Raw genomic sequence first — 25,344 nt, 5'->3', positions numbered from 1 at the left:
GATCCACGCGCCTCCCACCTCACCACATCGTCTTCTTCGCCCGCTCCGGCCATTCCTTGTCGTAAGTACCGGCATCGATGTTCTTGCGGCTGGTGACTTCCAGGATTGTTCCGGGTGTCGGCAGCGATTTCGGGTCGACGTGCTTTGCCGGGTTCCACAGCTCCGAGCGAACGATGGCGCGGGCGCACTGGAAATAGACCGAATCGACATCGACCACGGTGACCGAGCGCGCCGGCTTGCCTTCGACGGCGAAGGAGGCGCAAAGCGCGGCGTCGGTGGCGATGCGGGCGCGGCCGTTGACGCGCAGCGTCGTGCCCGAACCCGGCACAAGAAACAGCAGCCCGACGCGAGGATCGCGGATGATGTTCTTAAGCGAATCGGCGCGGTTGTTGCCGCGTCGGTCCGGCATCATCAGCGTTCTCGGGTCATGCATGCGCACAAAGCCGGCGAGATCGCCGCGCGGCGAACAGTCCAGCCCTTCCGGCCCGCTCGTCGCCAGAGCGACGAAAGGCGAGGCTTCGATGAAGGCGGCATATTCGGGAATGACGTGGTCGAGTTCCTTGATCGTCGACGCTTCGCCGGGCAGGCCGTAGAGGGCTTCGAGCTGTTCGACCGTGGTGATGTCAGACATTTTCCCGTCTCCGAACTGTTGCCAGCGTTACCCCCAGTCAATGACGTTTTGCCGACAGTGCCGAACTAGCGGTCGCGGCTCAGTCCCTTCTCCTGGAGCTCGGCGAGATAGGCATTCCAGCGCGCGTCCTTTTCGTGGCCAAGCGTGTGCAGGTAATTCCAGGTGAAGATGCCGGTGTCGTGAAAATCGTCGAAGGTGATGCGCACGGCGTAGTTGCCGACCGGCTCGATCTTCAGGATAGCAACGTTACGCTTGCCGGGAACCGTCACCCGCTGGTCCGGCGAATGGCCCTGCACCTCGGCCGAGGGCGAAGCGACGCGCAGCAATTCGGCCGGCAGTTCGAACGGCCGATGATCGGGAAAGGTGACGGACAGCAGTTTTCTGTCCTTCGAGACCCTGAGTTCCTTCGGCGCCGTCATTGTTCTGCATCCCGCATCAATCCGCCCTTCCCTACGCTGCTTCGCGCGAGCGGAAAAGGCCATTTGGACCCGGCCGACATCGGATGTCGGCCAGGGAATGTCACCAAAGATCGAGAGCGGCTATCTTGAATGGCGGGTTGGATCGTATCACATAGCCGTATATAACGGCACCACTCGTAGCATTGGAAACGCTTGAACGTATGGACATGATCGATCCCTTCGGTCGCACGATCAGCTACTTGCGCGTGTCGGTCACCGACCGCTGCGATTTCCGCTGCACCTATTGCATGGCCGAGGACATGGCGTTCCTGCCCAAGAAGGACCTGCTGTCGCTCGAGGAACTCGACCGGCTCTGCACCGTCTTCATCGAAAAGGGCGTGCGCAAACTGCGCCTCACCGGCGGCGAGCCGCTGGTGCGCAAGAACATCATGCATCTGGTGCGCCAGCTGTCGCGGCACCTGAAGAGCGGCGCGCTGGAAGAGTTGACGCTGACCACCAATGGCTCGCAGCTGTCGCGCTTTGCCGCCGAGCTTGCCGATTGCGGTGTCGAGCGCATCAATGTCTCGCTGGATACGCTCGATGCCGACAAGTTCCACGCCATCACCCGCTGGGGCCATCTCGGCAAGGTCATGCAAGGCATCGATGCCGCGCAGGCGGCGGGGCTGAAGGTGAAGCTCAACGCCGTTGCGCTGAAGGACTTCAACGACGTCGAGCTGCCGGAGATGATGCGCTGGGCGCATGGCCGCGGCATGGACTTGACCGTCATCGAAACCATGCCGATGGGCGAGATCGACGCCGACCGGACCGACCAGTATCTGCCGCTATCGCTGCTGCGCGCTTCGCTCGAGCGCCAGTTCACGCTGAGCGACATCCCCTACAAGACCGGCGGTCCGGCCCGCTACGTCCATGTCGCAGAGACCGGCGGCAGGCTGGGCTTCATCACGCCGATGACGCATAATTTCTGCGAAAGCTGCAACCGCGTGCGGCTGACCTGCACCGGCACGCTCTATATGTGCCTGGGCCAGGAGGATGCCGCCGACCTGCGCGCCCCGCTGCGTGCGTCCGAAGGCAACGAACTGGTCGCTGCTGCCATCGACGAAGCGATCGGCCGCAAGCCGAAAGGCCATGATTTCATCATCGACCGCCGCACCAGCCGCCCGTCGGTGTCGAGACATATGAGCGTCACCGGCGGCTGATTTTCTCCGCGATTGGTGCAGAATGCTTCCGTTGGAAGCGAGGGGGATTTCCATGCAGCGTGTTTGCCAAACCGGGCTGTCAGCGCTGGTCGTGGCCCTATCATTGGCGACCACAGTGGCGCTCGCAAAGCCGTTCACCTACATCAATGCGCGCTATGGCACGGTGTGCACGTTCCCGAGCCAGATTTTCAGCAAGCCGATGCCTGAGTCCCTCAATGGCGACGGTCGAAAATGGCTTAGCCCCGATGGTGCGAGCTTGTCCTGTTACGGCGGATACAAGCTGACGGAAGATACGCCAGACAGTCTGGTTGAAAAGGAAAAAGCCGACCCTGACTCTGGGGAAAAGGTCACTTACAGCAAAACCGGTAAGAACTGGGCAGTGGTCTCAAGCACCAAAGGCGACAAGATCTTCTATACCCGAATCGTCTTCGAAAAAGAGGATGCAATCCATACAGTCTGGATCGAATATCCCGCCTCGCTCAAGGCCAAGTACGACCCACTGGTCGGCGCTATCGGCGACAGCCTGCATGGGGCTGAGCAACACTGGGAATAAATCGCTCTCGACGCTGCAAACCCGATTTACCGCCATCGCGTTCCGCCCTAAATTTCGGCCTATAGCGGCTCGTCGCTGGGTTTGGGGGAATACGACATGCGCACATTCTTACTTTCTCTTGCACTGCTTGGGTTTGCCGCCGCGCCGGCAGCAGCACAGTCCATCGGTGGCAGCTACACCGTCGCGGGCACCAATTTCGACGGCTCGAAATATGGAGGCGAAGCCACCATCACGCTGACCAGCGAGACCACCTGTACCATCCATTGGGAGACGGGCGGATCATCGTCGGACGGCATCTGCATGCGCAACGACGATGCCTTCTCCGCCGGCTATGTCATGGGCAAGGAAATCGGTCTCGTCGTCTATAAGGTAGAAGATGACGGCTCGCTGCACGGCCTGTGGACCATCGCCGGCAAGAACGGCAGCGGCACCGAGGTGCTGACCCCGAAATGAGCCTGCCGGTCATCCGGCCAGCCCTCTCAGGGAATTTCTATGGGCCACTGGTGAAAATCCGTGGCCTATTTCTTTGACGTTGCTGTCTTGCCGCCGGCTGCTACAGGCTTGAGCGGTTCACCGTTTCGCCGAAACGTCGAACCGCTTTATTCTTTGTTTTCACGCAATTCCGGACGGAAAACCGTTTCACACTTTTCCTGGAATTGCTCTTGCAAAACCGGTAACGCCCTTGCCTCTTTCCCCAAACATTCGCGGCGCGCTGTGCATGATGGTGGCCATGATCGGCTTCACCCTCAACGACGCCATCACCAAGTTCTCGTCGGAATCGATGAACATGGCGCAGGTCATGCTGGTGCGCGGCGCCTTTGCGTCGCTACTCGTCGGCCTGCTCGCCTGGCAGCAAGGTGCGCTCGCACGGCCGGGCTCGATGCTGCAGCCGCTGGTGGCGCTTCGCGTGGTCGCCGAGGCCGGCGCCACCGTCGCCTTCCTTGTCGCATTGGCGCATCTGCCGATCGCCAATGTCTCCGCGGTGCTGCAGGCGCTGCCGCTGGCGGTGACGATGGGGGCGGCACTCGTATTCAGCGAAGGTGTCGGCTGGCGGCGCTGGCTGGCGATCGCGGTCGGCTTTGGCGGCGTGCTGATCATCGTGCGGCCAGGCTTCGAAGGCTTCAGCGTCTATTCGTTGTGCGCACTCGTCAGCGTCGCCTGTTGCGCAGTACGTGACCTCGCCACCAAGCGCATCCCGAGGGCCATCCCGACCTTGCTGGTGTCGACGGCGACGGCAATCGCCATGACCATCGTTGGCGCCGTGCTGCTGTCGCCGATGGGCGGCTGGACGCCGATGTCCGGCAAAGGCACGGCACTTCTGGCATTGGCGGCGGTGCTGGTGCTGATCGGCTACCAGTTCATCATCATGGCAATGCGGGCCGGCGACATCTCCTTCATTGCTCCATTCCGCTACACCGCCCTCTTTTGGTCGATGCTGCTTGGCCTCATCATCTTCGGCGATGTCCCCGACCTGCCGATGATCTTCGGCTCCGCCATCATCATCGGCTCCGGCCTCTACGCGCTCTATCGCGAGCGGGTCGCCGGCCGGCAAAAACCCGCAGCCGAAAGCGCTGGACCCGACATGGCGCCGGACGGCATATAGGTTGGCCATGAGCCAAGACATTGCAGGAATTATCCTGGCCGGAGGCCTGTCACGGCGCATGGGCGGCGGCGACAAGACTTTGCTGGCGCTTGGCGGGCGTCCGCTTCTCGACCATGTCGTTGCCCGCCTGGCGCCGCAGGTCGGATCGCTGGCGCTCAGCGCCAATGGTGACCCGGCGCGCTTCGAGGCGGCCGGTCTTCCGGTTCTCGCCGATGCGGTCGAAGGCTATGCCGGACCGCTTGCCGGAATCCTCACCGGCCTCGAATGGGCGGCAGCGAACACCGCTTGCACGGCATTGGCGACGGCCGCCGGCGACACGCCGTTCCTGCCGGTGGACCTGGTCGAGAGGCTGGCTGCGGCTGTTGACGAGCGACCAGGCTCCATCGCTGTTGCCAGTTCCGGCGGCAGGCGGCATCCGACCTTTGCGCTGTGGCCGCTCGGGCTGCGTGAGGCCTTGCGCCATTTCCTGATCGACGAGGACAACAGGCGCGTCTCCGCCTTCATCGAGCGGCACGACTGTGTCGAAGTGGAATTTCCGTTGCTGACCCACGGCAGTGACGAGATCGACCCGTTCTTCAACATCAACACACCGCACGACCTTGCGGTGGCCGAGCGTCTGTTGCAGAGCATCGGCCCATGAACATCTTCGGCATCACCGGCTGGAAGAATTCCGGCAAGACCACACTGACCGAGAAGCTGGTCACAGAGCTCGTCCGGCGCGGCTGGACGGTGTCGACGGTCAAACACGCCCATCATGAGTTCGACATCGACAAGCCTGGCGCCGACAGCTTTCGCCACCGCCAGGCGGGCGCCACCGAGGTCGCGGTGGTGTCGGGCAAACGCTGGGCGCTGATGCATGAATTGCGCGGTGAGGACGAGCCGACGCTGGAGACGGTCCTGTCGCGGTTGGCCCCGTGCGACATCGTGCTGGTCGAAGGCTACAAGCGCGAGGCGCACAAAAAGATCGAGACCCGGCGGCGGGAGGCCAAGGACCGCTCGCCGCTGTCGGCGAACGACGGACATATCGTGGCGATTGCCGCCGACTTCGCGGTTACCGGCGAAAGCCTGCCTGTGTTCGATCTCGACGACACGGGAGGGATAGCCGACTTCATCGAGCGCATGACCGGCCTCAAACCTTGAGGCCCCTGCCCTCGCCCGGGTCAGCCGCCCTCTTCAGCCGTTGCATTGTCTAAGCGCGTCGCGCCTGAACGGCCTCATGCGACGCGCTTCAGGTTGTTTTATTTATGCATGTCGTCGTCCCAAAACCGCTGCGCACTTTTCGGCGACATGCATTAACCCGGCGTCGGCATTGGCTGGACCCGCAAATCCCGCAAGCAACGGTTTTACAGTTGCTTTTCTCCCGAAAACAGTGGGAGTATCGCGCCAGCGGGCGGTCAAAAGCACCGCCCCACAGAGCCGTTCCGGAACGACGGCCGGGAGCCATAAAGAGAGGACTATCATGCGTATTGCACTGCGTATCGCGCTCGCCGCATCGGCTGCGCTGCTGACGCTCGGCGTCGCCCAGGCTCAGGAAACGACCCTGAGAATCGGCACCGAAGGCGCCTACCCCCCATTCAACAACCTGACCTCCGACGGCCAGCTCGTGGGCTTCGACATCGACATCGCCAAGGCGCTCTGCGACGAGATGAAGGTCAAGTGCACCTTCGTCGCCCAGGATTGGGACGGCATCATTCCGGCCCTGCAGGCCGGCAAGTTCGACGCCATCGTCGCCTCGATGTCGATCACGCCGGAGCGCGCCGAGAAGGTCGACTTCACCCACAAATACTACAACACGCCGTCGGCGATCGCGGTACCCAAGGATTCGACCCTCAAGGGCGTGACCAAGGAAGACCTGGCCGGCAAGACCATCGGCGTCGCAACCACCACGACGCATTTCAATTATGCCTCGAAAACCTATACGGACAGCACGGTCAAGGGCTATCCGAGCAGCCCCGAAGAGCAGGCCGATCTCGCCAATGGCCGTCTCGACGCGATCGAGGACGATATCGTCGTGTTGCAACAGTTCCTGGATTCGCCTGATGGCGCCTGCTGCAAGATTCTCGGCCAGCCTTCGCCGCAGCCGGTCGATATCTTTGGACCGGGCGCCGGCATCGCCGTGCGCAAGGGCGAGACGGATCTGGTCAACAAGTTGAACAGCGCCATCGACGCTATTCGCGCTAACGGAAAGTACAAGGAAATCAACGACAAGTACTTCAAGTTCGACGTCTTCGGCGCCGAGTCCTGATCGTCTGAAACAAGGCGGCAGAGGAACTTTCTCCTGCCGCCTTGGCCTGACAGAAGTGGAGACAAGACCCGTCAATGCCAAGCCAGAACATATGGATACTTCTCACTTGGGGACCCGATGGCTGGATTGACGATATTGCCTATGGCGCACTGGTCACGATTGCGCTCGCGCTGGCGACACTGCCGATCGGCCTGACGATCGGCTTTTTCGTGGCCTGGGCGAAACAATCCGAAGAGCCGTCGCTTCGCGTGGCCGCCAACATCTACACCACGGTGTTTCGCGGCCTGCCGGAACTGGTGACGCTTTTCCTGTTCTTCTTCGGCATGCCGATCCTCTTGCAGTATGTCATCCGTCTGTTCAGGCCGGAAGCGACGGTCGATGTCGACAGCTTCCTCGCCGGCATGATCGTGCTGTCGCTTATCTTTTCGTCCTATTCCAGCGAAGTCTTCCTTTCGGCCTTTCGCGCCATTCCGAAGGGCCAGTATGAAGGCGGCTATGCCATCGGGCTGTCGAAATGGCAGACGATGCGCAAGGTGATCCTGCCGCAGCTGCTGCGCATCGCCTTCCCCGGCCTCGAAAATTGCTGGCTGAGCCTGCTCAAGGACACGGCCCTGGTGTCAGTCGTCAATCTGGCTGAAACCTTGCGCAACGCCGGCGTCGCGGCCCGTGTCACCAAACATTCCTTCCTGTTCTACAGTGTCGCGGCGATGGTGTTTCTCATCCTTGCCATCCTGTCGTCGATCGCCACCGGCTTCATCCTGCGTTCGCTCGGGCGGAGGGAGGCACGATGAGCGTCGTGACGCGCGCCGCCGTCGACATCGAGAAGCCACCACCACGGGCGCGGGGCTGGCCGCGGGCCCGTGTCGTCGGCTATGCACTGGTCGGCTTCTGGATCCTGTTCGGCATCGGCATCGCCGTCTATCTGGTTTACGCCTGGAATGGCGAGTTCTTCGCCAGATACGCGCCTGCCTATCTGCAGGGCTTGGGAACCACGCTTGCGCTGGTGGCCATCTCGATGGTGCTCGGCGCGCTCTTTTCGCTGCCCGTCACCTATGCCCGCATGTCGAAGAACCGCTATTTGTCCGTCCTGGCCTATTGCTACGTCTATTTCTTCCGCGGCACGCCACTGCTCGTCCAGGTCTATCTCGTCTATTACGGCCTGGGCTCATTCCGGGTGCAGCTCGAATCCGTCGGACTGTGGTGGTTCTTCCGCGACGCCTTCAATTGCGGTGTGTTTGCCTTCGCGCTCAACACCGCCGCCTACCAGGCCGAAATCCTGCGCGGCGCCATAGAAAGTGTTCCGAGAGGCCAATGGGAGGGCGCTGCTTCGCTCGGCCTGCACAAATTGCAGACGCTGCGCAAGGTCATCCTGCCGCAGGCGTTTATCGTGGCGCTCCGGCCCTACGGCAATGAACTCGTCTTGATGATCAAGGCCTCCGCCATCGTTGCCATCATCACCGTCTATGATTTGATGGGCAACGCGAAGCTGGCCTACGCCAAGTCCTTCGACTTCCAGGCCTATGTCTGGGTCGCCATCGTCTATCTGGTGATGGTCGAGATCTTGCGACATGGCGTCGAATGGATCGAGCGGCGGATCACCATTCATCTGATCCGCTGAGCGGTCGGCTGTACCAGTCGATCGGCTCATGCGCGTCTTGACGAATGGCGCGTAGAGCCTAGACCTTTCCAAGACAATTCCGTTCCGTCTGAAGGGCAAACTCATGGCATCTGTGGCATTTCTCGGTCTTGGCGTGATGGGCTATCCCATGGCCGGGCACCTCAGGAACAAAGGCGGCCACGACGTCACCGTCTACAACCGCACCGCGGCGAAGGCGGAACAATGGGTGGCCCAGCATGGCGGCAAGTCTGCCGCGACGCCGGCGGACGCCGCAGAGGGCCAGGATTTCGTCTTCTCCTGCGTCGGCAATGACGACGATCTGCGCTCGGTGACGACCGGGGCCGATGGCGCCTTCGCCGCGATGAAAAAAGGCTCCGTCTTCATCGACAACACCACCGCTTCGGCCGAAGTCGCGCGCGAACTGGCCGACGCCGCTGAAAAAGCCGGCTTTTCCTTTCTCGATGCCCCGGTCTCCGGCGGCCAGGCGGGCGCTGAAAACGGCATGCTGACGGTGATGGTCGGCGGCGAGCAGGCTGCCTTCGACAAGGCCAGGCCGGTCATCGACGCCTTTGCCCGCATGGTCGGGCTGATGGGTCCGTCGGGCGCCGGCCAGCTCACGAAGATGATCAATCAGATCACCATTGCCGGGCTGGTTCAGGGACTGGCCGAAGGCATCCACTTCGGCAAGAAGGCCGGGCTCGACATCGAGAAGGTCATCGAGGTGATTTCCAAGGGCGCTGCCGGGTCCTGGCAGATGGAGAACCGCCACAAGACGATGAATGCCGGTAAATATGATTTCGGCTTTGCCGTCGACTGGATGCGCAAGGATCTCGGCATCTGCCTCGATGAAGCCGACCGCAATGGCGCGAGACTGCCGGTGACCGCCCTTGTCGACCAGTTCTACAAGGATGTGCAAGCGATGGGCGGCAAGCGCTGGGACACCTCGTCCTTGCTGGCACGCCTGGAAAAATAGGCGTTCGCAATGGCCGAGCTTTCGCCCCAATCGAGCGCCGATGAGATCGTCGCCCATTTGCGCTCGATCGGCTTGGAGGACAATCGCCGCGGTATGCTGCGCTACGGCATCAAGATCGAGCGCGCGCTCGGCATCTCGCATGGCATGCAGCGGCAGATCGCCAAAAAGATCAAGCGCAACCACGAGCGTGCTTTCGAGCTTTGGCAGACCGGCATCATGGAGGCGCAGTTCATCGCTTCCGTCACGGCCGACCCGAAGCGCTTCTCAGCCGCGGAAGCACGACAATGGGCCGCGTCCTTCGATTCCTGGGACATCGTCGACGGCGTCTCCGATCTCTTCGTCGACACGGACGCCTGGAAGGAGCTGATTGAAGAGTTCGCGGCGGACGAGCGCGAGTTCGTGCGACGCACGGCCTTTGCCATGATGGCGTGGTCCGTCGTGCACCGGAAGCAGGAGCCGGTGGCGACTTTCCTCGGCTTCCTGCCGATCATCGAAGCGCATGCCGCCGACAGCCGCAATTTCGTGAAGAAGGCGGCAAACTGGGCGCTTCGTTCGATCGGCAAGCGATCGTTGGAGATGCACGGTGCTGCCCTTGCCGTGGCCGAACGGCTGGCCCAGTCGACCGACAAGACGGCTCGCTGGATTGGCAAGGACGCCGTACGGGAACTCACCAATGCCAAGATCATCGAGCGGATCGCCGCCAGAAAAGGCTGACCTGGCAACCCGTTTGCCGACGCAACCTGGCCGCCGGCTCTCGCAGACATATGATGCGGCTCAAGCGTTGACGCAATTGGCCAGGACGTCTTTACTCGGCCTATGACCAAACATCTCCAATCGACCCTCGCGCTTGCAGCCGCGTTGTTGACAGCCGGTACCTTCGACGCCTCAGCGCAAACCGCGCATATCTTTTGGAAGGATCTCCGCCCGGCGACGCAGGCGGTGGCCGAAGATGCCGGCCTGCCGATGATTGCGGCAAAACTGCCCGATCGTGGCGAGACATTGTCGCTCAACCTGCAGGACAAGACGGTACAATTAGCCGGCTATGCATTGCCGGTCGACCGTGATGGCGATCTCGTCTACCAGTTCCTGCTGGTGCCGTGGACAGGCGCTTGCAGCCACATGCCGACGCCGCCGCCCAACCAGATCGTGCTGGTGACGCCGGCCCGTCCCTACAAGATGTCGCAGGCCTATGAGTCGGTTGCCGTGACCGGCGCCTTGCGGCCCGGCTTGGAGAAGAGCCAGTTGTTCATTCTCGACGGCGTCAGCATCATCCAGTCCGGCTACACCGTACGCAAAGCCGATGTGGTGGCAGTCGACACGGTGCCGGACACGATCACGCTGCCGGTCAACTCGCCCTGGAGTTTCCTCAACAAAAAGAAAAACTAAGCGCCGCCTGCTTGTGCAGCGTCACCACCCAGTCACGGACAACCGCGCTCAGGCCGCGTTGGCGCCGGATTCCTTGTCCAGCAGCATGTAGTCGAGCGGCATTTCGGTCGTGTACTTGATCTGCTCCATGGCGAAGGACGACGACACGTCGCGGATCTCGATCTTGGCGATCAGCCGCTTGTAGAAGGCGTCATAGGCGGCGATATCGGGCACCACGACGCGCAGGAGATAGTCGACGTCGCCGCTCATGCGGTAGAATTCGACAACTTCGGGAAATTCCTGGATGACTTCCGAGAAACGCCGCAGCCATTCATGGCTGTGCGAATTGGTGCGGATCGACACGAAGACGGTGACGCGCACATTGACCTTTTCGTGGTCGAGGATGGCGACCCGCCGCTTGATGACTCCCTCTTCCTCCAGCTTCTGGATGCGGCGCCAGCACGGCGTCGTCGACAGGCCGACTTTCTTGGCGACATCGGCAACCGCGAGCGTCGCGTCCTCCTGCAGGAGGCGGAGAATTTTTCTGTCGAGGCGATCCATTAAGGTGCTCCTGGTGCAGGCCGCGTTCCCTCGGGCGCGACGCGCTTTGGGAATAGATTGGCTATACTCCCTCTTATTTCGACCTTTCACAAGAAAGAAATTCTGCCGGATGGCACAAAAGCGAGTGATATCTTGCTTAAAGTCTAATCTATGCGATAGCGGATTTCCGATCTCAGAAACGGCAGCAAATCCATTTCAAACCATGGATTCTGCTTCAGCCATCCTGAGTTGCGCCATGACGGGTGTGGCAGCGGCAGCACTTTCAGGCTGGCCGGCGCATCCCAGATGGTGCGCCAGTCCTTCACGGTTTCGGTCAGCGACGGCCGGCGCGTGGCGCCCATATGCCAGGATTGCGCGTAGGAGCCGATTGTCAAAACGAGGTCGATCTGCGGCATCAGCGCCATCAGCGGCGCGCGCCAGGCCAGCGCGCATTCTCGGCGCGGCGGCAGGTCGCCGCCCTTTGCGTCCTGGCCGGGGAAGCAGAACCCCATCGGCACGATGGCGAATTTATCCGTGTCGTAGAATTCCTCGCTGGTTACGCCCAGCCAGCTTCGCAGCCGGTCGCCGGACGGGTCGGTGAACGGCATGCCGGACGAATGCACCTTTGTGCCTGGCGCCTGGCCGGCGAGCAGGATGCGGGCGCTGGATGATGGCAGCAGCACCGGGCGCGGCTCGTGCGGCAGTGGCCTGCCGACCGGAGTGTCGACGCAGATGCGGCAGGCGCGGACCTTTGCCGTCAAGCGTTCGAGTTCCGCCTCCATCAGGCGGAAGCGCTCGGACGGCTGGAGACGGCGCTGTACCAGCGCAGCACGTTTGTGCACTCGTCCGGCACTTTGATGCGCGCCGGTTTCATGAAATCCATGGCGATCATGCCGGTGATATCGGCGATCGAATAGGCGTCACCGGCGGCGAATTCGCGGTTTGCCAGTTCGGGGTCGAGCAGTTTCAGGAATTCGACCGCTTTCGCCTTGTTGGCCTCGCCCCATTCGGGGATCTGCGGAATTTCCCATTCCTTCATCGCCGGATGGATGTGGCGAAAAGCCTGGGCGACGCAGCTGAGCAGATTGAACTCCATGCGCCTTTGCCACATCTCGACCTTGGCCTTGCCGAGCGCGCCTTGCCCGAACAGCGCCGGTTCGGGATGCAGTTCCTCGAAATAGCGGCAGATGGCGACGGATTCGGTGAGGATGGTACCGCCGTCGAGCTCGAGCACCGGCAGCCGCTGCAGCGGGTTGCGCGACCTGACCGGCTCCTGCTTGTGCCCCATCGCACCCATGTCGACCGGCACCAGCGGCACTGCGATGCCCTTTTCGGCGAGGAAAACCCGCACGCGCCGCGGATTGGGGGCGCGGCCGCCGTCGAACAGTTTCATGCTTATCCTCCCGATCTGGTCCTTCAACTATAGTGCTCGTCACCAGAAGCGAAACATCTCTCGCAAGGCGTCACCGACCGAAGCCAGGGTGCCGTGCTTTCTTTCGAGCGGGCCGCCGTGGTGGCTTTCGCGCCAGTCTTGCGGCCGATCGAACGTGCCGGCCCAGATGCCAACCTTGCCGGCGCGGGCAATGGCCTGCTCGGTGTCGAAATCGCCATAGGCAATTGCCCAGCCGGCCTCAACCTGGGCCCGGTTGAGATCCTTTCCACCGGCCTTGCAATCGCCGAGCAGGCGGCCGTAGCGGTCGCGCTGCCAGCCGCTGCAGGTCACCGGATTGCCTGATATCAGCCGCACCAGCGCCTGGCGTGCCAGCCTGCCGCAAGCGTAGTCTGCGCCATGCCTACGGCAGATCTGCTGGTATTCCGGAGCGTCGATGCCGCGCATGCGGATACGTTCGGTGCCAAGGGTGAGTGAATCGCCATCGTTGACGATCGCCGCCCCTTGCGCCTTGCGCGTCTCGAAACGGTCGAGGCGTGCGGCGAGCAGGATCAGCAGGCCGAGCAGAATGACCGTCAGCGCGTAATCCAGCAGCTTGCGCCACAGGCTTCGCGGCGGCGGCGGATAGTATCGCCGGCGCGGCCTTGGCGACCACGAACGGCTCATATGGCAAACAGTCTCTTAATCATTCGAACGTAGCTTAACGAATTGAGATCGCTGCGCGCATAAATCGAAGTTTCCATGCCTCTGCTACGCTCGAACACAGCGGATAAATTCATTGTGGACCGCCGGAAACCGCACCGCAACAGCGATGTGGCGCGCGCGGTGCGCAAGACGCGCGACCGTCTTTCGCAGCAGGTCGGCAATCTCGACTTCGACCGCGAGCTGCTGAAGCTGCACGCCGGGACCATGGTGGGCGGCGCAGCCGTCATCCCACTGCTGGTGTTGGCGGTCGCGGCGGCCGGGCTGCTGGCCGGTGTGGACAAACAGATCAGCGTCTGGGCGCTGTTCACCCTGATCTGCTATTCGATCGTCGCCTTCATGGCGCGGCGCGTCGGCCGCACCGAAGCTGCCGAGCTCAACCCTGTTCGCACCCGCAGGGATTTTCTGATCGGCCACTCGCTGTGCGGCCTCGGCTGGGCGTGGTTCGCCTGGCTCGGCTGCGCTACCTGCCAGATCGACCAGTTCCAGGTGGCCAAGGCGGTGGTGCTGCTGCTGGCCATGGCGACGACCGCTATCATGGCGTCGTCCTTGCGCGGCTCGCTGCTTGCCACCTTCGTCGTTCCGGTGGCGGTCTATGCCTATGCTGAAACGAAATTTTGGGTGCCGGTCGGGACGATCATGGTCGCCCTGCTGGTCGCGGCATTGCCGTTCTTTGCCTATATCGCGCGCCATCTCAACCGCTCGTCGCTGATACTTCTGTCCTTCCGCTCCGAAAAGGATGCGCTGCTCGCCGAGGTGGAGACCGCGAAATCGATGTCGGACGAAGCTCGTCGGCGGGCCGAAGACGCCAATCTGGCGAAGTCGCGCTTCCTTGCTTCTATGAGCCATGAGCTCAGGACGCCCCTCAACGCCATTCTCGGTTTTTCCGAGGTGATGGCCAATGAGGTGCTCGGGCCGATGAGCAACCCGACCTATCGCGACTACGCCCGCGACGTGCACGATTCCGGCCAGCATCTGCTCGACCTGATCAACGAAATCCTCGATCTGTCGCGCATCGAGGCCGGCCGCTATCAGCTCAACGAAGAGCCGGTGATGCTGCTCAACATCGCCGAAGATTGCTGCCACATGATGGAATTGAAGGCGCGCAACAAGGACATCCGCATCGTCCAGGATTTCGAAAGTGCCCTGCCGCGGCTGTTCGCCGACGAGCGCGCGGTGCGGCAGATAACGCTCAACCTCCTGTCCAACGCCATCAAATTCACCGCCACCGGCGGCGAAGTTCGCGTGCGCGTCGGCTGGACGGCGGGCGGCGGCCAGTACATTTCGGTCAAGGATAACGGGCCGGGCATACCGGAAGACGAAATCCCGATCGTGCTGTCCGCCTTCGGCCAGGGCTCGATCGCCATCAAGAGCGCCGAACAGGGCACCGGGCTCGGACTGCCGATCGTGCAGGGCCTGCTCGCCATGCATGGCGGCGAATTCGAACTTCAGTCGAAATTGCGCGAAGGCACCGAGGCAATCGCCATTTTCCCGCTCGCCCGAGTGATGGAGGAACTGCCGGCGCTGCCGACCAAGACCGTGGCGGCGGCCCGCCGACGTTGACAGCTTGTTCTAGGCTTTGACCGCCGCCGCCATGCCCGAACTGGTAAGCGCCGCCGCCTTGACCAGACCGGCGGCAAGGGCGGCCCCTACCCCTTCGCCGTGGCTGATGCCGAGATCGAACAGCGGCCTGAGGCCGAGCCGCTCGGCGGCAAGCCTTTGGCCGGGTTCGGGCGACTGGCTGGCCAGCAGGCAATGGTCGAGCGCACCCGGGTTGGCGGCATGCAGCACGGCAGCGGCAGCGGTCGCGGCGAAGCCGTCGAGCAGCACCGGGATTTTTTGCATCCGGGCGGCGAGGATGGCGCCGGCAATGGCCGCAAATTCGCGGCCACCGACCCGGCGCAGTGCTTCCAACGGGTCCTTCAGAGCCGCACCATGGAAGGCGACGGCTTTATCGACTACATCAGCCTTGCGCGCCTGCATGGCCGCGTCCGCGCCCGAGGCGGGGCCGACCCAGTCGGCGCCGCTGCCACCGAACAGGACGGCGCACAAGGCCGCCGCAACGGTGGAGTTGCCGACGCCGAGATCGCCGAGGCAAATCAGATCGGAGCCACCGGCAATGGCTTCCATGCCGAAGGCCATGGTGGCGGCGCAGCCGCGTTCGTCGAGGGCGGCGTCCTCGGTGATGTCGGCGGTCGCAATGTGCAGCGCCAGATCGAACACCTTGAGGCCAAGATTGTTGGCGACGCAAATCTGGTTGATTGCCGCACCGCCGGCGGCGCACAGCTCAACGGCGTTTGCGGTCGCAGCGACAGGGCGCGGCGAGATGCCGTGGCGGGTCACGCCATGGTTACCGGCGAAGATCGCCACCAGGGGCCGGTTCACCGCCGGCGGGGCGCGCCCGCTCCAGACAGCAAGCCAGGCGGCGATGTCCTCGATACGTCCAAGCGAGGCTTTCGGCTTGTCGGCCTTGGAAAACAGGGTGCGCACCCTGTTTTCCGCGACTGTATCGGCAGGCGGCAGGCTCGCCAGCAGATTGCGAAAGTCGTCGAAGGGCAGCGCGCTGGTCATGTCGGTCCTGATCATCCCCTGTGGTTGATCAGCGGCATAACCGCCTTGCCCGGCCGGCACAACTCCCCTCGACATTGGCGCGAAAGCGGTTGCCCGCGCCGCATTCCGAAGGGCTTGCATTGGCTTTGCCGTTGCACCATGTGGAGATGGAACGAGGGATTCCGGACGGAACCTTCAAGAGAAAGTCATGACGGCCATCGAATCCCCGTGCATCCTGGTCTGTTCGATCGACATGAAAACCGGCTTCTGCTTCGGCTGTGGCCGCACGCGCGATGAAATCGGCGCCTGGATGGGGATGACGCCGGAGGTACGCCGCAGCGTCATGGCCGAGTTGCCGGCCCGATTGGAAACGGTCGAGCGCCGGCCGCGCCGGGAAACACGCCGCAGCCGCATGGCGCGCGAGCGCGACGTCCTCTCTTGAAACGGCAGGTCCAATGAACCGACTGTTCTGGATGGTGATGGCGGCAATCGGCCTCGGGCTGGTGCTGCTTATGATCAACAACGACGCCGGCAGCACGTTCGGCATCGAGAATTACGATTTCAGCCGTCTGGTCTGGCTGGGGGCGATCGGCTTGCTGGTCAGCGCCGGCCTTGTCCGGTCCGGCAGGCCGCTCGGCGTCATGGCCCGCAATCTCGGCACGTGGGCCCTGATCGTGCTGGCGCTCGTCGCCGGCTACCAGTACCGCTACGAGTTGCAGGATTTCGCCAGCCGGGTGACGGCGGGCCTCGTTCCCGGCAGCCCGCTGGCGCTCGGCGTCGAGGACGGCCATGCCACCGTGACCCTGGACAAGGCCGACAGCGGCCATTTCGAGGCCCGCATCACGATCAACGGCGCGCCGATCCGCACCGTCGTCGATACCGGCGCGACCAGTACAGTGCTCACCGCCGAAGACGCGCAGGCGGCCGGCTTCAATCCGGCAGCGCTGAGCTTCACCGTCCCGGTCTCGACCGCCAATGGCATGGCACGCGCCGCTTCGGTGCGCACCGACGAACTGGCGATCGGCGGCATCGTGCGCAAGAACATGCAGGTGATGGTCGCCGCGCCCGGCGCGCTCAGCCAGAGCCTGCTCGGCATGAACTTCATCGGTTCCCTGGCGGGTTTCGACGTGCGCGGCGACCGGATGATTCTGCGCGACTGAACTGCTTAAGCGGCCTTTTCAACACGGTCGAAATCGACGGCAGCGAACGCTGCCTTCAGCACATCCGGTCCGGCGCCGGGTTTCGTCGCGTCGGTGGACAGTATCTGCCGGAAGCGGCGCGCGCCGGGCAGGCCGTGGAACAGCCCGACCATGTGGCGAGTGACGTGGCCGAGCCGCCCGCCCTGCTCGATATGCCGCGCCGCATAGTCGGCCTCCGCGTCGATCAGCGCGGCAAAATCGTAGGTGCCGGCCTTGCCGCCGTAGAATGCCGCGTCGATGCCGGCCAGGATGCCTGGCGTGTGGTAGGCGGCGCGGCCAAGCATGGCGCCATCGACATGATCGAGGTGGCGAGCCGCCTCTTCGAGCGATTGAACGCCGCCATTGATGCCGATGAATTTGTTCGATTTTCCCGCCTTGAGGCGATAGACCCTGTCATAGTCGAGCGGCGGGATGTCGCGATTTTCCTTCGGGCTCAGCCCCTCCAGCCAGGCCTTGCGCGCATGCACCCACAGCGCGTCGGCGCCGGCCGCGAAGACGCCGTCGGCCAGCGCGTCGAGCGCGGGCTCCGGATCCTGCTCGTCGACGCCGATGCGGCATTTAACCGTCACCGGGATTTTCACCGCCGCCTTCATCGCCGCCACACAATTGGCGACGAGGTCAGGCACTTTCATCAGGCAGGCGCCGAACGTGCCGGACTGGACGCGGTCGGACGGACAGCCGACATTGAGATTGATTTCGTCGTAACCGAAGCCCTCGCCGATGCGCGCCGCCTCGGCCAGCTTTTGCGGATCGGAGCCACCGAGCTGCAGTGCCACCGGATGTTCGATCTCGTCAAAACCAAGCAGCCGCTCGCGCGCGCCATGGATCACGGCGTCCGCCACCACCATTTCGGTGTAGAGCAGCGCACGCTGCGTCAACTGGCGGTGGAAGAACCGGCAATGCCGGTCGGTCCAGTCCATCATGGGTGCAATAGCCAGTCTATGATCTTGATTTTTCAGCATTTTTTCTTTAACATCAAATCGTTAGAGCAGCCCGAGTGCACGCGAATTTACGCCAGAATACGACCCTTTTCGCCACGTTTCGATCTCTCAGTGCACACGGAGCGCACACGAGAAAATGGCCACCTACACAAAACTCTCGTCCGGTTCATGGCGTGTCCAAGTCCGTCGCAAGGGTCGCTACGTTAGCGAGACCTTTCTGCGCCGAGACGACGCCAGGCGCTGGGCAACCTAAACCGAGCGCCAAGTCGATCGCGGTGAGACGCCGACCAAGTCCGTATAGCGCGCCTGAAAACTTTCGGCGAACCCATCGACCTTCATATCGACGACATGTGCGATGTAGGCAAGTCCCCTCGCCGCTCCAAGGCCGCAGCCCTCGATATGCTCCAAAGACATCTGGGGAAGTGCAACATAGCTGCCCTTGATCGCGAACGGCTCATTCGTTTTGGTCGCAACCGGGCCGCCCAGGGTGCCGGACCGATGACGCTCGGCATCGACATTGGCTTTGTAACACTCATTCTGGCTCATGCCGCTGCGGTGCACGGTCTGCCCGTCAAGGTCGAACCGGTTGATCTCGCGCGTATTGCCCTGAAGAGGCTTCGCGTGGTTGGAAAGGCCATCAGCGCGACAGGCGCCCGACGCAGGATGAACTCGACAGGCTCATCGGTCACTTCGTGTCACCATGACGACGTTTCAGATAGCCCATTTAGATGGGCCCGTTGCCATCCGATGATTTAGCGGGCTTAGGTTATACTGGCCCGAAGGTGGAGGAGCGCATGCCGGGGCAGTTTGCAATCGGGGTCATCGGCTACGCTGTCGCGGTAAACTTGCTGGCTTACGCCACCATGTCGTTCGACAAGGCTATGGCCAAAAACGGTGCCCAACGCATTCCAGAGTCGACGCTTCTTACACTCGCCATCATTGGCGGTAGCATCGGGACTGTGATCGCGCAAAAGACGATCCGGCACAAGACGCGCAAGGAGCCGTTCCGCTCCAGCCTCGCTCGCATCGTCCTGCTCCAAGTCCTCGCGGTAATCGCGATTGAAGTGGGATTGCTCTTTCCGGGATTGCCCGAAGCGCTCTCGCAATTACTGACATTCGGAGGCGAATTCGGGGGCCTCTAGTTTCAAGGGTGTCAAGAGCGGACGTTCAGGTCATACAATTCGCGACATGGCCGAAACGGATGAGGGCGCGCATTGCCTGCTGGCAGATTTGGCGGCAAGCGGCGCGTCCATCCGGCCGGCACCTAATAATTGTTACCCAGTTACGTGGTGCTGTCCCTGGTAGCCGTTCTGAGTGGCCCGGCACCTTGGCGGGGCTCCACCAAGTACGCGCCGGGCCTAGCCGGAAGTGGACTATCGGGAAACCGGCTGGGGCCACATGCGCACCATCTGGACATCGGCGAAACATGCAGACGAATGACGCCCTGCCACGCGCTGAGAGCTTCCCTGCGTCGGCCTCTATTTGCTAGCAGGGACGGCGGTTTCGAGAAACACGCCAAGCTTGGTCTCGTCTTGCAATCCCGCAAACCAGCGCCACGCCGTAAAGCTGGATCCAGGTCCCGTGAGCGGATCGTCCCAACCCATTCGGATGACGGCAGCGCACGCTCTAATCTTAACTTGCTCCCAATGAAAGGCTCCAATGCCAAGCGGCACCGGATCAGCGATGAATGTGGGGCGCCCTACTGGAACCGTCCCCGACTGGTGCCCCTCAATGCGCGGCTAGCGTCAACCTTCGCGAAAAAGGAATGAGCATCGGCACCTTTCGCGAGTACGAGTCATATTCGGGAAAGGACAAGGACAAGACGCGTTCTTCGTTCAAGATCCGCCAGTATTGAATGGCGAAATTCACCACGACCGACGTGATGACCACGGGTGACGGATTGGCCGCGACGGCTCCGAGCATGAAGAGCGATTCCGCGAGATAAAGCGGATGACGGACGACGGCGTAAGGACCGCGCGTTACCAATCGGCGGGCCTGCGCATCGATCGAAAACGATCGGCCGAGCCAGAGAAGGCAATAGGCAGAGCCCGTCATGCCCAGGAAAACCAGCAATGCCGCAACGGTTTCCATGCCCTCTGTCGGTGTTGGGCGAACCATGATGGCGATAGTCGTGAGCATAAAGGTTCCGCAGACAGCCGCGATGCGCGGCGCCCAGCCAAGGCTGATATCCCTAGGTGGGAGCCGGATAATGGTAAAAGTGACCATCAGCGTGGAGAAGACGAGCGAAGACGTGCGCGAGACGCACTGGAGCATGAAGTCGTCTGGAGATATTTGCGCGTCACCAAAGAGTGCGGCGAGGTCCGCTACCCCGCTAAGCACGAAAAATGCAAAGACCAGCATGAGGAGCAGGCGACCCGCGAAGTCGAACGACCAGATTTTCATGATCCACCCCCCAAGCCCGACGGAGAATGAAGCATTTCTTAACCTTGCCCGCAACTTCGATCTTAAGAAAGCGTTAACGCTGTTCTTAACGTCGAATTAGCCGAAGTTCCCTAACTTGGGTACATCGACCTTGAGGCGCTGTAGCTTATGTTTCGGCAATCTGTGCGAATTCTGGTGGTGCTTGTCAGCCTCCTGATCGTGGCGGCTGGCGTTTTCATCGGCCGGCTTCCTGCTCAATGCGAGTGGAAACTTGGCACTGGCCCCATGAGCGCTTGTATCAATCGCGCGATCATCCGCAACGGGGATCGCTTTGCGACGAAGCGGATGCATGCCTCAGCGTGATCCGGCCCCGCTTGAGTCACTCCCGATATAAGTCACGTCTCGGACGACAGGGCACCCGCTTCGTATAAAAGCCTTTGCGTATCCGCTGCGGATTGCCTGCTTGGCGACTTAGTATTTGATCGGGCATCAATGCTGTTCGGGCTGGGCAGTGGCGGGCCCTGAACGCGAGCGCCTGGGACGGTAGGTGACGAATGCCACCAGGAGCTGTCCAGAGCGCATCGCCGATCCCTGCTTGAACGATTCATAATGCGGTCCGGGGCATTTTTGCAACAGCTTGTTCAGAAATATCTAATATAATCGGTCCTGCTGTTGGATTCGGCATATTCGGCCTATAGCAGACTTGGGGAAAATAAGTGCTGGGTGGGGAAAGGTCCGCAAAGCGTGTGCAGGAGGGGCTGGGGTTTGGCGGCAGTAGCCGTCTCCGCTTTGTTTCTGGCCAGCTGCCAGACCGGAGATATGTCCTCCTATGGCGACAGCGCCGCCTCCGTAAAGGACCTCCCCGACGTGTCTTTCTACAAGACCGATGAGTTGGTCGCACTGGGCAAGACCCAGTTCAAGGAAAAGAACTACGGAATGTCCTACGCGCTCTTCAAGCGCTCGGTCGAACTCTTCCCCAAGGACCCTCAGGCCTGGCTCGGCTTTGCGGCTTCTGCCGATCAGATTGGCCGTTTTGATACATCCGACCTCGCCTATCGCCAGCTTGCAACGATGATCGGCGGTCGCCCGGAATACTACAACAACGTCGGCTACTCCTATCTTCTGCGTGGAAATCTCCAGCAGGCGCGACGCAATTTCCTGAAAGCCTATGAGTTGGACCCGTCGAACGAGACGACTGCCAATAACCTTCAACTGCTCGCCAACAGCACTGCATTAGCGAAGCGGCCGTGATGCCATGTCTTCACGGCGGTTTTGGAAAGACGGCTGAACTGAGATGGATCCGACGGCTCGGCTGCTCCCGTTGAAACAACCGGTCCGGCGAGGCGGTAATGCTTAACTTCGTCGTCGGCAGTGAACCGGCAATTCTGGAGTATCCCCAAAACTCGGAACCGCCAGAGCCGGGGCCGTTGATGCAGAAGGCCGGAGTGGCCGGCGGCATAGCCATCACGTTGAACGTCATCTCGCTTGCTTTGGCCATCGGCATGGTCGTCATGCTGATCTTTCTCTTCCAGTCGATCCGCGAGGTTTCCGCGCTCGAGGATCGGCTTTCCGGCCTCGGTCAATTCGAGACGCGGCTTTCCAGACAATTGGACACCGTCAACCAGGGTGTCCAAAGCCAGTTCGGGGAATTGAACCGGCGGATCTCGGCGCTGGTCGATCAGACCGCGCAACTCGAGAAGCAGGTGGCGAAGCTCACGGGCGAAAACCAGGACATGAATGAGCGTTTGCAAGCGGTCTCCGAGGCCGGCGACAACGTGCTCGCCGCCCCGGAACCACCGAGGGAAATCGTTCTGAGCGCTCCGCCGTCGCAGCCGAAGGAAGTGCGTTCCGAACCTGCCCGTCCGGCCAACCCGGTCCAGTTCGAGCGGACCGTGTCGCCCGACGGAAAAGTAACCTACAGCAAAGTCCGCAAGTAAGTTTCGGCGGAACCAATCCTTAACGGAGAAGGTTCATCGTCTGCGCAGACATTGCGGGGACGACAGATGCTGAAATATGTCGCGAGATTGATCTACCTAGCGCCCACGCTGACTTTTGGCCTCGGCGCGGCGTTCATTGCGTCCGCCTACCGGCTTGGCGCCTCACCCGCTGATCCCGCGGCCTGGCAAGGTTTTATAACCCTCGCCCCGCTGGTCCGCGAGCCGGTCTACCTGGTTGCCGGGCTGCCGGGTTTCGGTTACGCCGCCGCCTTCGTCGTATTTGCGGCTGCCGCACTCGCCGCCGCCGTGATCGCCTTCTCGTCCCGTCCAGCCGGCAGGGCACTATTTCTCCAAGCCCATCTGGCTCTCCTGATGCTTTTCCTGTCTATGGGTCGCGCCGGAGTGTTTTCAGCCGGCACCGACACGGGCGGCATCGGCCCGACATCGCGGATCGACTGGACGCCGGATTTCAGCAGCTTTCCCGCCCTTGGCGTCGGCCTTTTTGCAGTCGTCGCGTTGGCCTGCGCGGTCAGTCATCTGTTCGTCATACGCGACATGATTGCGCAGTCGAACGCGAAGCGGCAGGTCGAGATCCGGCTTCTGACCGCTCTGCGTGAGTTCGCTTGAGACGAACTGTCCTGTACGTTCGCTCGCCAGCGCCACGTGGCGCTTGACGACACCAGATCTATCAAACCCCAAAATATCGTAAGTACATCGCGACCAGCGCCGCGGCGGCCATGATGACGCCATAGGGCACCTTCCGCGATATTCGGATCTCCTCGATGCGGGACAGCGCCGGCCATGCCTGGTATTGCAGTGGCACGGAAAACTGCAAGGCGAGGCTGACCATAACCCCGCCGACCGCAAGCCCCACGGCGAACGAGAACAGATGGTTCAGCCCGACGAACAGGCCGATCGGGAAGAACAGCTTCGCGTCGCCGGCGCCCATCATCCGAAAGGCCCACAGCACGAAGCCGATGGTGAGCAGCAACAGGCCGGCGGCAAGATCGCCCTGGAGCGGCGAATCGCTATTTGTCCCTGCCAGAATGCCGGCCCCAGCCGGGTTCGCCCAGCGGATCAAAGCCAGAAGCGCATAATCCGCAACAAGCGCCAGAACCGTCCAGTTGCGTATTTTCCAGGTTAAGAAGTCCTGCCATGCGGCGATGAGGATCAATCCCGCCGCTGCGGTGATGGCCAATACACCTAGGAATTCCATCCCGCCTACCCCCTCTTGCATACCAGCATATTGCCGGTCCCAAACTGCCCGAATCATTAGGACTGATTTTAACGCCATCGGCCGCGACATGCCCGACGAAAGCCTCCGGCGCGCCGGCTGCGATCGGCAACTTGATCGGGTCTTAAGGGAACTGGCGGCCGAATTAGTCGGAAACCTCAAGCCAAAAGTGACCAGAAGGAGGCGCCACGGCCGGCGACGGATGGTCTTTGTTGTGTTTCGACTCACAGCTCTTTCCGAACTGCTTCCCCGGCCAAGTAGGAGCAGGTGCATAGGACCGTTGTTAATTTACCATAAACCAAACCAGAATGGCAGCTTTAGAATTCACTAATTGACGCTCCACTAATTAACGAGATATTAATAAACCTGTCTGGCGCTGGGGGGCTCCTCTCGCGGACCGGTAATGGAAAAGTCACGTAAGGGAGTATCATCATGACCAAATTGACCAGCATGTTCCGTGCCTTCGCCCGCGAAGAAGACGGCATCGCGCTTACTGAATATCTCATCCTTCTCGGCGTACTCACCGCTGCCGTCATCACGGCGGTCACCCTTTCCGGCACCAACCTGGCTGCAGCTTGGGGCAGTTGGGCCGGCTTCTTCGCCACTCTCACCAGGCCAGCGTAACACCGGTGACGGTCAAAGGGCGGCTTGCCTGCCGTCTTTGACTATAGCTGGTATGTGGCACAAGCAATAAGCGGCTCATTGGCCGCTTATTGCTGAAATTTGGTTTTTTATGCCCAAGTGAAAAAGTTACTGCGTGGGCCGTTATTTGCTCAGGCGAAGAGTTACGGCGGGGGCCGTTAGATGAAAAGCTCCACCATCATAAGTCTGCTTGTCTCGGTCGCGCTGGCGCTGCTGGCTGTTTTGGGCGTCCGATCCTATCTCGCCAACCAGCGTGATCTCCTGGCATTGCACGCCGGCGTGGGCGGGCCTGTCTCCGGCGACACGATCCTCGTCGCCACGCGTGCGCTCCGTTTTGGCGAACCTGTCAAACCGGAGGATGTCAGGGCACTTGCATGGCCGACCGGAGAACTGCCGGCTGGCGCATTCCGCAAGCCGGAGGAACTGATCGGCAAGGATGGCGCGCTTCGCTACGTCATGTCGGCGATGGAAAAGGACGAACCGGTGCTCGCCTCCAAGATCACCGGCGCCGGCCAGCGCGCCACATTGTCAGCGGCGCTTGGCGAAGGCATGAAGGCGGTATCGATCCGCGTCAACGACGTGCTCGGCGTAGCCGGTTTCGTGCTGCCGGGCGACCGGGTCGACATCCTCGTGACGCGCGTGGTCCACGATCAGACCAGCGGCGACCAGACTTCTGTCGATGTGCTGCTCCAGGGTGTCAAGGTTCTGGCCGCCGACCAGACGGCGGACGACCGCACCGACAAGCCTTCTGTCGTCAAGACCGTGACGTTCGAAGTCACCACCGCCGAGGCGCAGAAGCTGACGCTGGCGGCCAGCATCGGCACGTTGTCGCTGGCGCTGCGCAATGTAGCCTCATCGGGAATAGAGCAGACGCAGCCGGTGACGCTCGCCGATCTAGGCGGCGGACCTGTGGCGCAAGTACTAAAGGACGAGCGCGCCGACCAGCAGGACAACAGACTTACCGATTTGGAAAAGCTCGTCCGGAACGTTGGCGACACGATCGGCACGCGCCTCGGCTCGATGGAAGACAAGCTCAAGCCCAACACCGTTGTTGTGGAAAAACAGGTTCAGGTTGAACCAGTCCTGGTAGCAGCGCCGAAGCCGGAATTCGTGGTGATCGGCGTTTCGCGCGATACAAAGCGGGAAGAATATCGGGTCCGGCCGCTGAACTGACAAGAAGCCATTCGGGGTGCGGATCAGGAAGGGGTTACGAGGCATGGGCAA

32 protein-coding genes are annotated in these 25,344 nt (G+C 61.7%); 21 read left to right on the top strand and 11 right to left on the bottom strand.

Annotation, left to right across the window (positions count from 1 at the left end; all coding sequences use genetic code 11):
- Positions 1–19: 19 nt before the first annotated feature.
- On the bottom strand, positions 20–631 hold the full coding sequence (locus ACYG9V_RS19890; RefSeq protein ID WP_023726591.1) for a pyridoxamine 5'-phosphate oxidase family protein: 612 nt from the start codon (positions 629–631) through the stop codon (positions 20–22).
- Positions 632–696: 65 nt separating this feature from the next.
- Positions 697–1,050, bottom strand: coding sequence for a gamma-butyrobetaine hydroxylase family protein (locus ACYG9V_RS19885; RefSeq protein WP_023668999.1), 354 nt, complete (start codon positions 1,048–1,050; stop codon positions 697–699).
- Between the two features lie 200 nt (positions 1,051–1,250).
- Here ACYG9V_RS19885 and moaA point away from each other — a divergent pair, with 200 nt between their 5' ends.
- The 12 genes from moaA (at position 1,251) to ACYG9V_RS19825 (ending at position 10,624) form a co-directional block, all read left to right on the top strand.
- Positions 1,251–2,246 carry a GTP 3',8-cyclase MoaA gene (moaA, locus tag ACYG9V_RS19880; protein WP_031193366.1) on the top strand — a complete coding sequence of 332 codons (996 nt, stop codon included), beginning with the start codon at positions 1,251–1,253 and terminating at the stop codon, positions 2,244–2,246.
- A 52-nt stretch (positions 2,247–2,298) separates the two neighbouring features.
- Positions 2,299–2,799: a hypothetical protein gene (locus tag ACYG9V_RS19875; RefSeq protein WP_023714206.1), complete on the top strand. Its 501-nt coding sequence runs from the start codon at positions 2,299–2,301 to the stop codon at positions 2,797–2,799.
- A 96-nt stretch (positions 2,800–2,895) separates the two neighbouring features.
- Positions 2,896–3,252: a hypothetical protein gene (locus ACYG9V_RS19870; protein WP_023682496.1), complete on the top strand. Its 357-nt coding sequence runs from the start codon at positions 2,896–2,898 to the stop codon at positions 3,250–3,252.
- Positions 3,253–3,481: 229 nt separating this feature from the next.
- A complete protein-coding gene (locus tag ACYG9V_RS19865) occupies positions 3,482–4,402 on the top strand; it encodes a DMT family transporter (protein ID WP_023669003.1) in 921 nt (306 codons plus the stop codon).
- Between the two features lie 7 nt (positions 4,403–4,409).
- A complete protein-coding gene (gene mobA, locus ACYG9V_RS19860) occupies positions 4,410–5,042 on the top strand; it encodes a molybdenum cofactor guanylyltransferase MobA (protein ID WP_023820730.1) in 633 nt (210 codons plus the stop codon).
- Positions 5,039–5,542, top strand: a complete 504-nt coding sequence (mobB, locus tag ACYG9V_RS19855) for a molybdopterin-guanine dinucleotide biosynthesis protein B (RefSeq protein ID WP_023690740.1) — start codon at positions 5,039–5,041, stop codon at positions 5,540–5,542. Before mobA ends, mobB begins: the two co-directional genes overlap by 4 nt.
- Before the next feature lie 319 nt (positions 5,543–5,861).
- On the top strand, positions 5,862–6,647 hold the full coding sequence (locus ACYG9V_RS19850; RefSeq protein WP_023688509.1) for an ABC transporter substrate-binding protein: 786 nt from the start codon (positions 5,862–5,864) through the stop codon (positions 6,645–6,647).
- Between the two features lie 74 nt (positions 6,648–6,721).
- Positions 6,722–7,438 carry an ABC transporter permease gene (locus tag ACYG9V_RS19845; RefSeq protein WP_023669007.1) on the top strand — a complete coding sequence of 239 codons (717 nt, stop codon included), beginning with the start codon at positions 6,722–6,724 and terminating at the stop codon, positions 7,436–7,438.
- The gene (locus tag ACYG9V_RS19840; RefSeq protein ID WP_023734703.1) at positions 7,435–8,265 is read left to right on the top strand and encodes an ABC transporter permease; all 831 of its coding nucleotides are present in this window, start codon (positions 7,435–7,437) and stop codon (positions 8,263–8,265) included. Before ACYG9V_RS19845 ends, ACYG9V_RS19840 begins: the two co-directional genes overlap by 4 nt.
- 103 nt (positions 8,266–8,368) lie before the next feature.
- Positions 8,369–9,238 (top strand): NAD(P)-dependent oxidoreductase, encoded by an 870-nt coding sequence (locus tag ACYG9V_RS19835; protein ID WP_352543585.1) that lies wholly within the window; start codon positions 8,369–8,371, stop codon positions 9,236–9,238.
- 9 nt (positions 9,239–9,247) lie between these two features.
- The gene (locus ACYG9V_RS19830; protein WP_023706849.1) at positions 9,248–9,952 is read left to right on the top strand and encodes a DNA alkylation repair protein; all 705 of its coding nucleotides are present in this window, start codon (positions 9,248–9,250) and stop codon (positions 9,950–9,952) included.
- A gap of 102 nt (positions 9,953–10,054) precedes the next feature.
- Positions 10,055–10,624: a DUF3299 domain-containing protein gene (locus ACYG9V_RS19825; RefSeq protein WP_023706850.1), complete on the top strand. Its 570-nt coding sequence runs from the start codon at positions 10,055–10,057 to the stop codon at positions 10,622–10,624.
- Between the two features lie 48 nt (positions 10,625–10,672).
- Here ACYG9V_RS19825 and ACYG9V_RS19820 read toward each other — a convergent pair whose 3' ends face one another.
- The 4 genes from ACYG9V_RS19820 to ACYG9V_RS19805 all read right to left on the bottom strand — a co-directional run bounded on the left by ACYG9V_RS19820 (position 10,673) and on the right by ACYG9V_RS19805 (position 13,199).
- Positions 10,673–11,164: an Lrp/AsnC family transcriptional regulator gene (locus tag ACYG9V_RS19820; RefSeq protein ID WP_023669013.1), complete on the bottom strand. Its 492-nt coding sequence runs from the start codon at positions 11,162–11,164 to the stop codon at positions 10,673–10,675.
- 143 nt (positions 11,165–11,307) lie between these two features.
- A complete protein-coding gene (locus tag ACYG9V_RS19815; protein WP_023688514.1) occupies positions 11,308–11,925 on the bottom strand; it encodes a uracil-DNA glycosylase family protein in 618 nt (205 codons plus the stop codon).
- Positions 11,925–12,536, bottom strand: coding sequence for a glutathione S-transferase (locus ACYG9V_RS19810; RefSeq protein WP_023688515.1), 612 nt, complete (start codon positions 12,534–12,536; stop codon positions 11,925–11,927). The genes ACYG9V_RS19815 and ACYG9V_RS19810 overlap by 1 nt, the downstream gene beginning before the upstream one ends.
- A gap of 39 nt (positions 12,537–12,575) precedes the next feature.
- The gene (locus ACYG9V_RS19805; protein WP_023688516.1) at positions 12,576–13,199 is read right to left on the bottom strand and encodes a thermonuclease family protein; all 624 of its coding nucleotides are present in this window, start codon (positions 13,197–13,199) and stop codon (positions 12,576–12,578) included.
- Positions 13,200–13,274: 75 nt separating this feature from the next.
- Here ACYG9V_RS19805 and ACYG9V_RS19800 point away from each other — a divergent pair, with 75 nt between their 5' ends.
- Positions 13,275–14,798: a sensor histidine kinase gene (locus ACYG9V_RS19800; RefSeq protein ID WP_023706851.1), complete on the top strand. Its 1,524-nt coding sequence runs from the start codon at positions 13,275–13,277 to the stop codon at positions 14,796–14,798.
- Positions 14,799–14,807: 9 nt separating this feature from the next.
- Here the strand turns inward: ACYG9V_RS19800 and ACYG9V_RS19795 are convergent, their stop codons facing one another.
- Positions 14,808–15,806 (bottom strand): nicotinate-nucleotide--dimethylbenzimidazole phosphoribosyltransferase, encoded by a 999-nt coding sequence (locus ACYG9V_RS19795; protein ID WP_023738819.1) that lies wholly within the window; start codon positions 15,804–15,806, stop codon positions 14,808–14,810.
- A gap of 187 nt (positions 15,807–15,993) precedes the next feature.
- On the opposite strand from ACYG9V_RS19795, the gene ACYG9V_RS19790 reads away from it, so the two are divergent.
- Positions 15,994–16,227 carry a DUF1289 domain-containing protein gene (locus tag ACYG9V_RS19790; RefSeq protein WP_023824914.1) on the top strand — a complete coding sequence of 78 codons (234 nt, stop codon included), beginning with the start codon at positions 15,994–15,996 and terminating at the stop codon, positions 16,225–16,227.
- 13 nt (positions 16,228–16,240) lie between these two features.
- Complete coding sequence (locus ACYG9V_RS19785) at positions 16,241–16,945, top strand: TIGR02281 family clan AA aspartic protease (RefSeq protein WP_352763446.1); 705 nt, start codon at positions 16,241–16,243, stop codon at positions 16,943–16,945.
- A gap of 5 nt (positions 16,946–16,950) precedes the next feature.
- Here the strand turns inward: ACYG9V_RS19785 and dusA are convergent, their stop codons facing one another.
- Together dusA and ACYG9V_RS19775 are read right to left on the bottom strand one after the other, a co-directional pair.
- A complete protein-coding gene (dusA, locus tag ACYG9V_RS19780; protein WP_352763449.1) occupies positions 16,951–17,946 on the bottom strand; it encodes a tRNA dihydrouridine(20/20a) synthase DusA in 996 nt (331 codons plus the stop codon).
- A gap of 228 nt (positions 17,947–18,174) precedes the next feature.
- Positions 18,175–18,471: a hypothetical protein gene (locus ACYG9V_RS19775; RefSeq protein ID WP_352763451.1), complete on the bottom strand. Its 297-nt coding sequence runs from the start codon at positions 18,469–18,471 to the stop codon at positions 18,175–18,177.
- 248 nt (positions 18,472–18,719) lie between these two features.
- On the opposite strand from ACYG9V_RS19775, the gene ACYG9V_RS19770 reads away from it, so the two are divergent.
- Positions 18,720–19,067, top strand: a complete 348-nt coding sequence (locus tag ACYG9V_RS19770) for a DUF1294 domain-containing protein (protein WP_023755284.1) — start codon at positions 18,720–18,722, stop codon at positions 19,065–19,067.
- 586 nt (positions 19,068–19,653) lie between these two features.
- Here the strand turns inward: ACYG9V_RS19770 and ACYG9V_RS19765 are convergent.
- A complete protein-coding gene (locus ACYG9V_RS19765) occupies positions 19,654–20,328 on the bottom strand; it encodes a methyltransferase family protein (protein WP_352520348.1) in 675 nt (224 codons plus the stop codon).
- Between the two features lie 798 nt (positions 20,329–21,126).
- Here ACYG9V_RS19765 and ACYG9V_RS19760 point away from each other — a divergent pair.
- The 3 genes from ACYG9V_RS19760 (at position 21,127) to ACYG9V_RS19750 (ending at position 22,871) form a co-directional block, all read left to right on the top strand.
- Positions 21,127–21,558: a tetratricopeptide repeat protein gene (locus ACYG9V_RS19760; RefSeq protein ID WP_352520559.1), complete on the top strand. Its 432-nt coding sequence runs from the start codon at positions 21,127–21,129 to the stop codon at positions 21,556–21,558.
- Positions 21,559–21,656: 98 nt separating this feature from the next.
- Positions 21,657–22,244 (top strand): hypothetical protein, encoded by a 588-nt coding sequence (locus ACYG9V_RS19755; protein WP_352520346.1) that lies wholly within the window; start codon positions 21,657–21,659, stop codon positions 22,242–22,244.
- Positions 22,245–22,310: 66 nt separating this feature from the next.
- A complete protein-coding gene (locus ACYG9V_RS19750) occupies positions 22,311–22,871 on the top strand; it encodes a hypothetical protein (protein ID WP_352763455.1) in 561 nt (186 codons plus the stop codon).
- A gap of 61 nt (positions 22,872–22,932) precedes the next feature.
- On the opposite strand, the gene ACYG9V_RS19745 is transcribed toward ACYG9V_RS19750, so the two are convergent.
- Positions 22,933–23,550, bottom strand: coding sequence for a prepilin peptidase (locus tag ACYG9V_RS19745; protein ID WP_352557214.1), 618 nt, complete (start codon positions 23,548–23,550; stop codon positions 22,933–22,935).
- 360 nt (positions 23,551–23,910) lie between these two features.
- Between ACYG9V_RS19745 and ACYG9V_RS19740 the strand changes: the two genes are divergently transcribed.
- Positions 23,911–24,102: a Flp family type IVb pilin gene (locus ACYG9V_RS19740; RefSeq protein WP_352520343.1), complete on the top strand. Its 192-nt coding sequence runs from the start codon at positions 23,911–23,913 to the stop codon at positions 24,100–24,102.
- A 180-nt stretch (positions 24,103–24,282) separates the two neighbouring features.
- The gene (cpaB, locus tag ACYG9V_RS19735; protein WP_352763458.1) at positions 24,283–25,293 is read left to right on the top strand and encodes a Flp pilus assembly protein CpaB; all 1,011 of its coding nucleotides are present in this window, start codon (positions 24,283–24,285) and stop codon (positions 25,291–25,293) included.
- The last annotated feature ends 51 nt before the right edge of the window (positions 25,294–25,344 follow it).

Source organism: Mesorhizobium sp. W016 (assembly GCF_054719485.1).
The sequence above is the reverse complement of the archived record's forward strand: the minus strand, read 5'-3'. Positions and strand labels throughout refer to the sequence as shown.

What these genes read in the sequence shown, in the direction of transcription:
- ACYG9V_RS19830 (WP_023706849.1), top strand. Translation starts at nt 9,248, where the DNA reads ATGGCCGAGCTTTCGCCCCAATCGAGCGCCGATGAGATCGTCGCCCAT.
- dusA (WP_352763449.1), bottom strand. Translation starts at nt 17,946, where the DNA reads ATGCTGAAAAATCAAGATCATAGACTGGCTATTGCACCCATGATGGAC.
- ACYG9V_RS19840 (WP_023734703.1), top strand. Translation starts at nt 7,435, where the DNA reads ATGAGCGTCGTGACGCGCGCCGCCGTCGACATCGAGAAGCCACCACCA.
- ACYG9V_RS19755 (WP_352520346.1), top strand. Translation starts at nt 21,657, where the DNA reads ATGCTTAACTTCGTCGTCGGCAGTGAACCGGCAATTCTGGAGTATCCC.
- ACYG9V_RS19760 (WP_352520559.1), top strand. Translation starts at nt 21,127, where the DNA reads ATGTCCTCCTATGGCGACAGCGCCGCCTCCGTAAAGGACCTCCCCGAC.
- cpaB (WP_352763458.1), top strand. Translation starts at nt 24,283, where the DNA reads ATGAAAAGCTCCACCATCATAAGTCTGCTTGTCTCGGTCGCGCTGGCG.
- ACYG9V_RS19750 (WP_352763455.1), top strand. Translation starts at nt 22,311, where the DNA reads ATGCTGAAATATGTCGCGAGATTGATCTACCTAGCGCCCACGCTGACT.
- ACYG9V_RS19835 (WP_352543585.1), top strand. Translation starts at nt 8,369, where the DNA reads ATGGCATCTGTGGCATTTCTCGGTCTTGGCGTGATGGGCTATCCCATG.
- ACYG9V_RS19740 (WP_352520343.1), top strand. Translation starts at nt 23,911, where the DNA reads ATGACCAAATTGACCAGCATGTTCCGTGCCTTCGCCCGCGAAGAAGAC.
- ACYG9V_RS19845 (WP_023669007.1), top strand. Translation starts at nt 6,722, where the DNA reads ATGCCAAGCCAGAACATATGGATACTTCTCACTTGGGGACCCGATGGC.
- ACYG9V_RS19825 (WP_023706850.1), top strand. Translation starts at nt 10,055, where the DNA reads ATGACCAAACATCTCCAATCGACCCTCGCGCTTGCAGCCGCGTTGTTG.
- ACYG9V_RS19890 (WP_023726591.1), bottom strand. Translation starts at nt 631, where the DNA reads ATGTCTGACATCACCACGGTCGAACAGCTCGAAGCCCTCTACGGCCTG.
- ACYG9V_RS19820 (WP_023669013.1), bottom strand. Translation starts at nt 11,164, where the DNA reads ATGGATCGCCTCGACAGAAAAATTCTCCGCCTCCTGCAGGAGGACGCG.
- ACYG9V_RS19815 (WP_023688514.1), bottom strand. Translation starts at nt 11,925, where the DNA reads ATGGAGGCGGAACTCGAACGCTTGACGGCAAAGGTCCGCGCCTGCCGC.
- ACYG9V_RS19795 (WP_023738819.1), bottom strand. Translation starts at nt 15,806, where the DNA reads ATGACCAGCGCGCTGCCCTTCGACGACTTTCGCAATCTGCTGGCGAGC.
- ACYG9V_RS19810 (WP_023688515.1), bottom strand. Translation starts at nt 12,536, where the DNA reads ATGAAACTGTTCGACGGCGGCCGCGCCCCCAATCCGCGGCGCGTGCGG.
- moaA (WP_031193366.1), top strand. Translation starts at nt 1,251, where the DNA reads ATGGACATGATCGATCCCTTCGGTCGCACGATCAGCTACTTGCGCGTG.
- ACYG9V_RS19785 (WP_352763446.1), top strand. Translation starts at nt 16,241, where the DNA reads ATGAACCGACTGTTCTGGATGGTGATGGCGGCAATCGGCCTCGGGCTG.
- ACYG9V_RS19745 (WP_352557214.1), bottom strand. Translation starts at nt 23,550, where the DNA reads ATGTCGCGGCCGATGGCGTTAAAATCAGTCCTAATGATTCGGGCAGTT.
- ACYG9V_RS19875 (WP_023714206.1), top strand. Translation starts at nt 2,299, where the DNA reads ATGCAGCGTGTTTGCCAAACCGGGCTGTCAGCGCTGGTCGTGGCCCTA.
- ACYG9V_RS19805 (WP_023688516.1), bottom strand. Translation starts at nt 13,199, where the DNA reads ATGAGCCGTTCGTGGTCGCCAAGGCCGCGCCGGCGATACTATCCGCCG.
- ACYG9V_RS19885 (WP_023668999.1), bottom strand. Translation starts at nt 1,050, where the DNA reads ATGACGGCGCCGAAGGAACTCAGGGTCTCGAAGGACAGAAAACTGCTG.
- mobA (WP_023820730.1), top strand. Translation starts at nt 4,410, where the DNA reads ATGAGCCAAGACATTGCAGGAATTATCCTGGCCGGAGGCCTGTCACGG.
- ACYG9V_RS19765 (WP_352520348.1), bottom strand. Translation starts at nt 20,328, where the DNA reads ATGAAAATCTGGTCGTTCGACTTCGCGGGTCGCCTGCTCCTCATGCTG.
- ACYG9V_RS19850 (WP_023688509.1), top strand. Translation starts at nt 5,862, where the DNA reads ATGCGTATTGCACTGCGTATCGCGCTCGCCGCATCGGCTGCGCTGCTG.
- ACYG9V_RS19800 (WP_023706851.1), top strand. Translation starts at nt 13,275, where the DNA reads ATGCCTCTGCTACGCTCGAACACAGCGGATAAATTCATTGTGGACCGC.
- mobB (WP_023690740.1), top strand. Translation starts at nt 5,039, where the DNA reads ATGAACATCTTCGGCATCACCGGCTGGAAGAATTCCGGCAAGACCACA.
- ACYG9V_RS19775 (WP_352763451.1), bottom strand. Translation starts at nt 18,471, where the DNA reads ATGAGCCAGAATGAGTGTTACAAAGCCAATGTCGATGCCGAGCGTCAT.
- ACYG9V_RS19870 (WP_023682496.1), top strand. Translation starts at nt 2,896, where the DNA reads ATGCGCACATTCTTACTTTCTCTTGCACTGCTTGGGTTTGCCGCCGCG.
- ACYG9V_RS19770 (WP_023755284.1), top strand. Translation starts at nt 18,720, where the DNA reads ATGCCGGGGCAGTTTGCAATCGGGGTCATCGGCTACGCTGTCGCGGTA.
- ACYG9V_RS19790 (WP_023824914.1), top strand. Translation starts at nt 15,994, where the DNA reads ATGACGGCCATCGAATCCCCGTGCATCCTGGTCTGTTCGATCGACATG.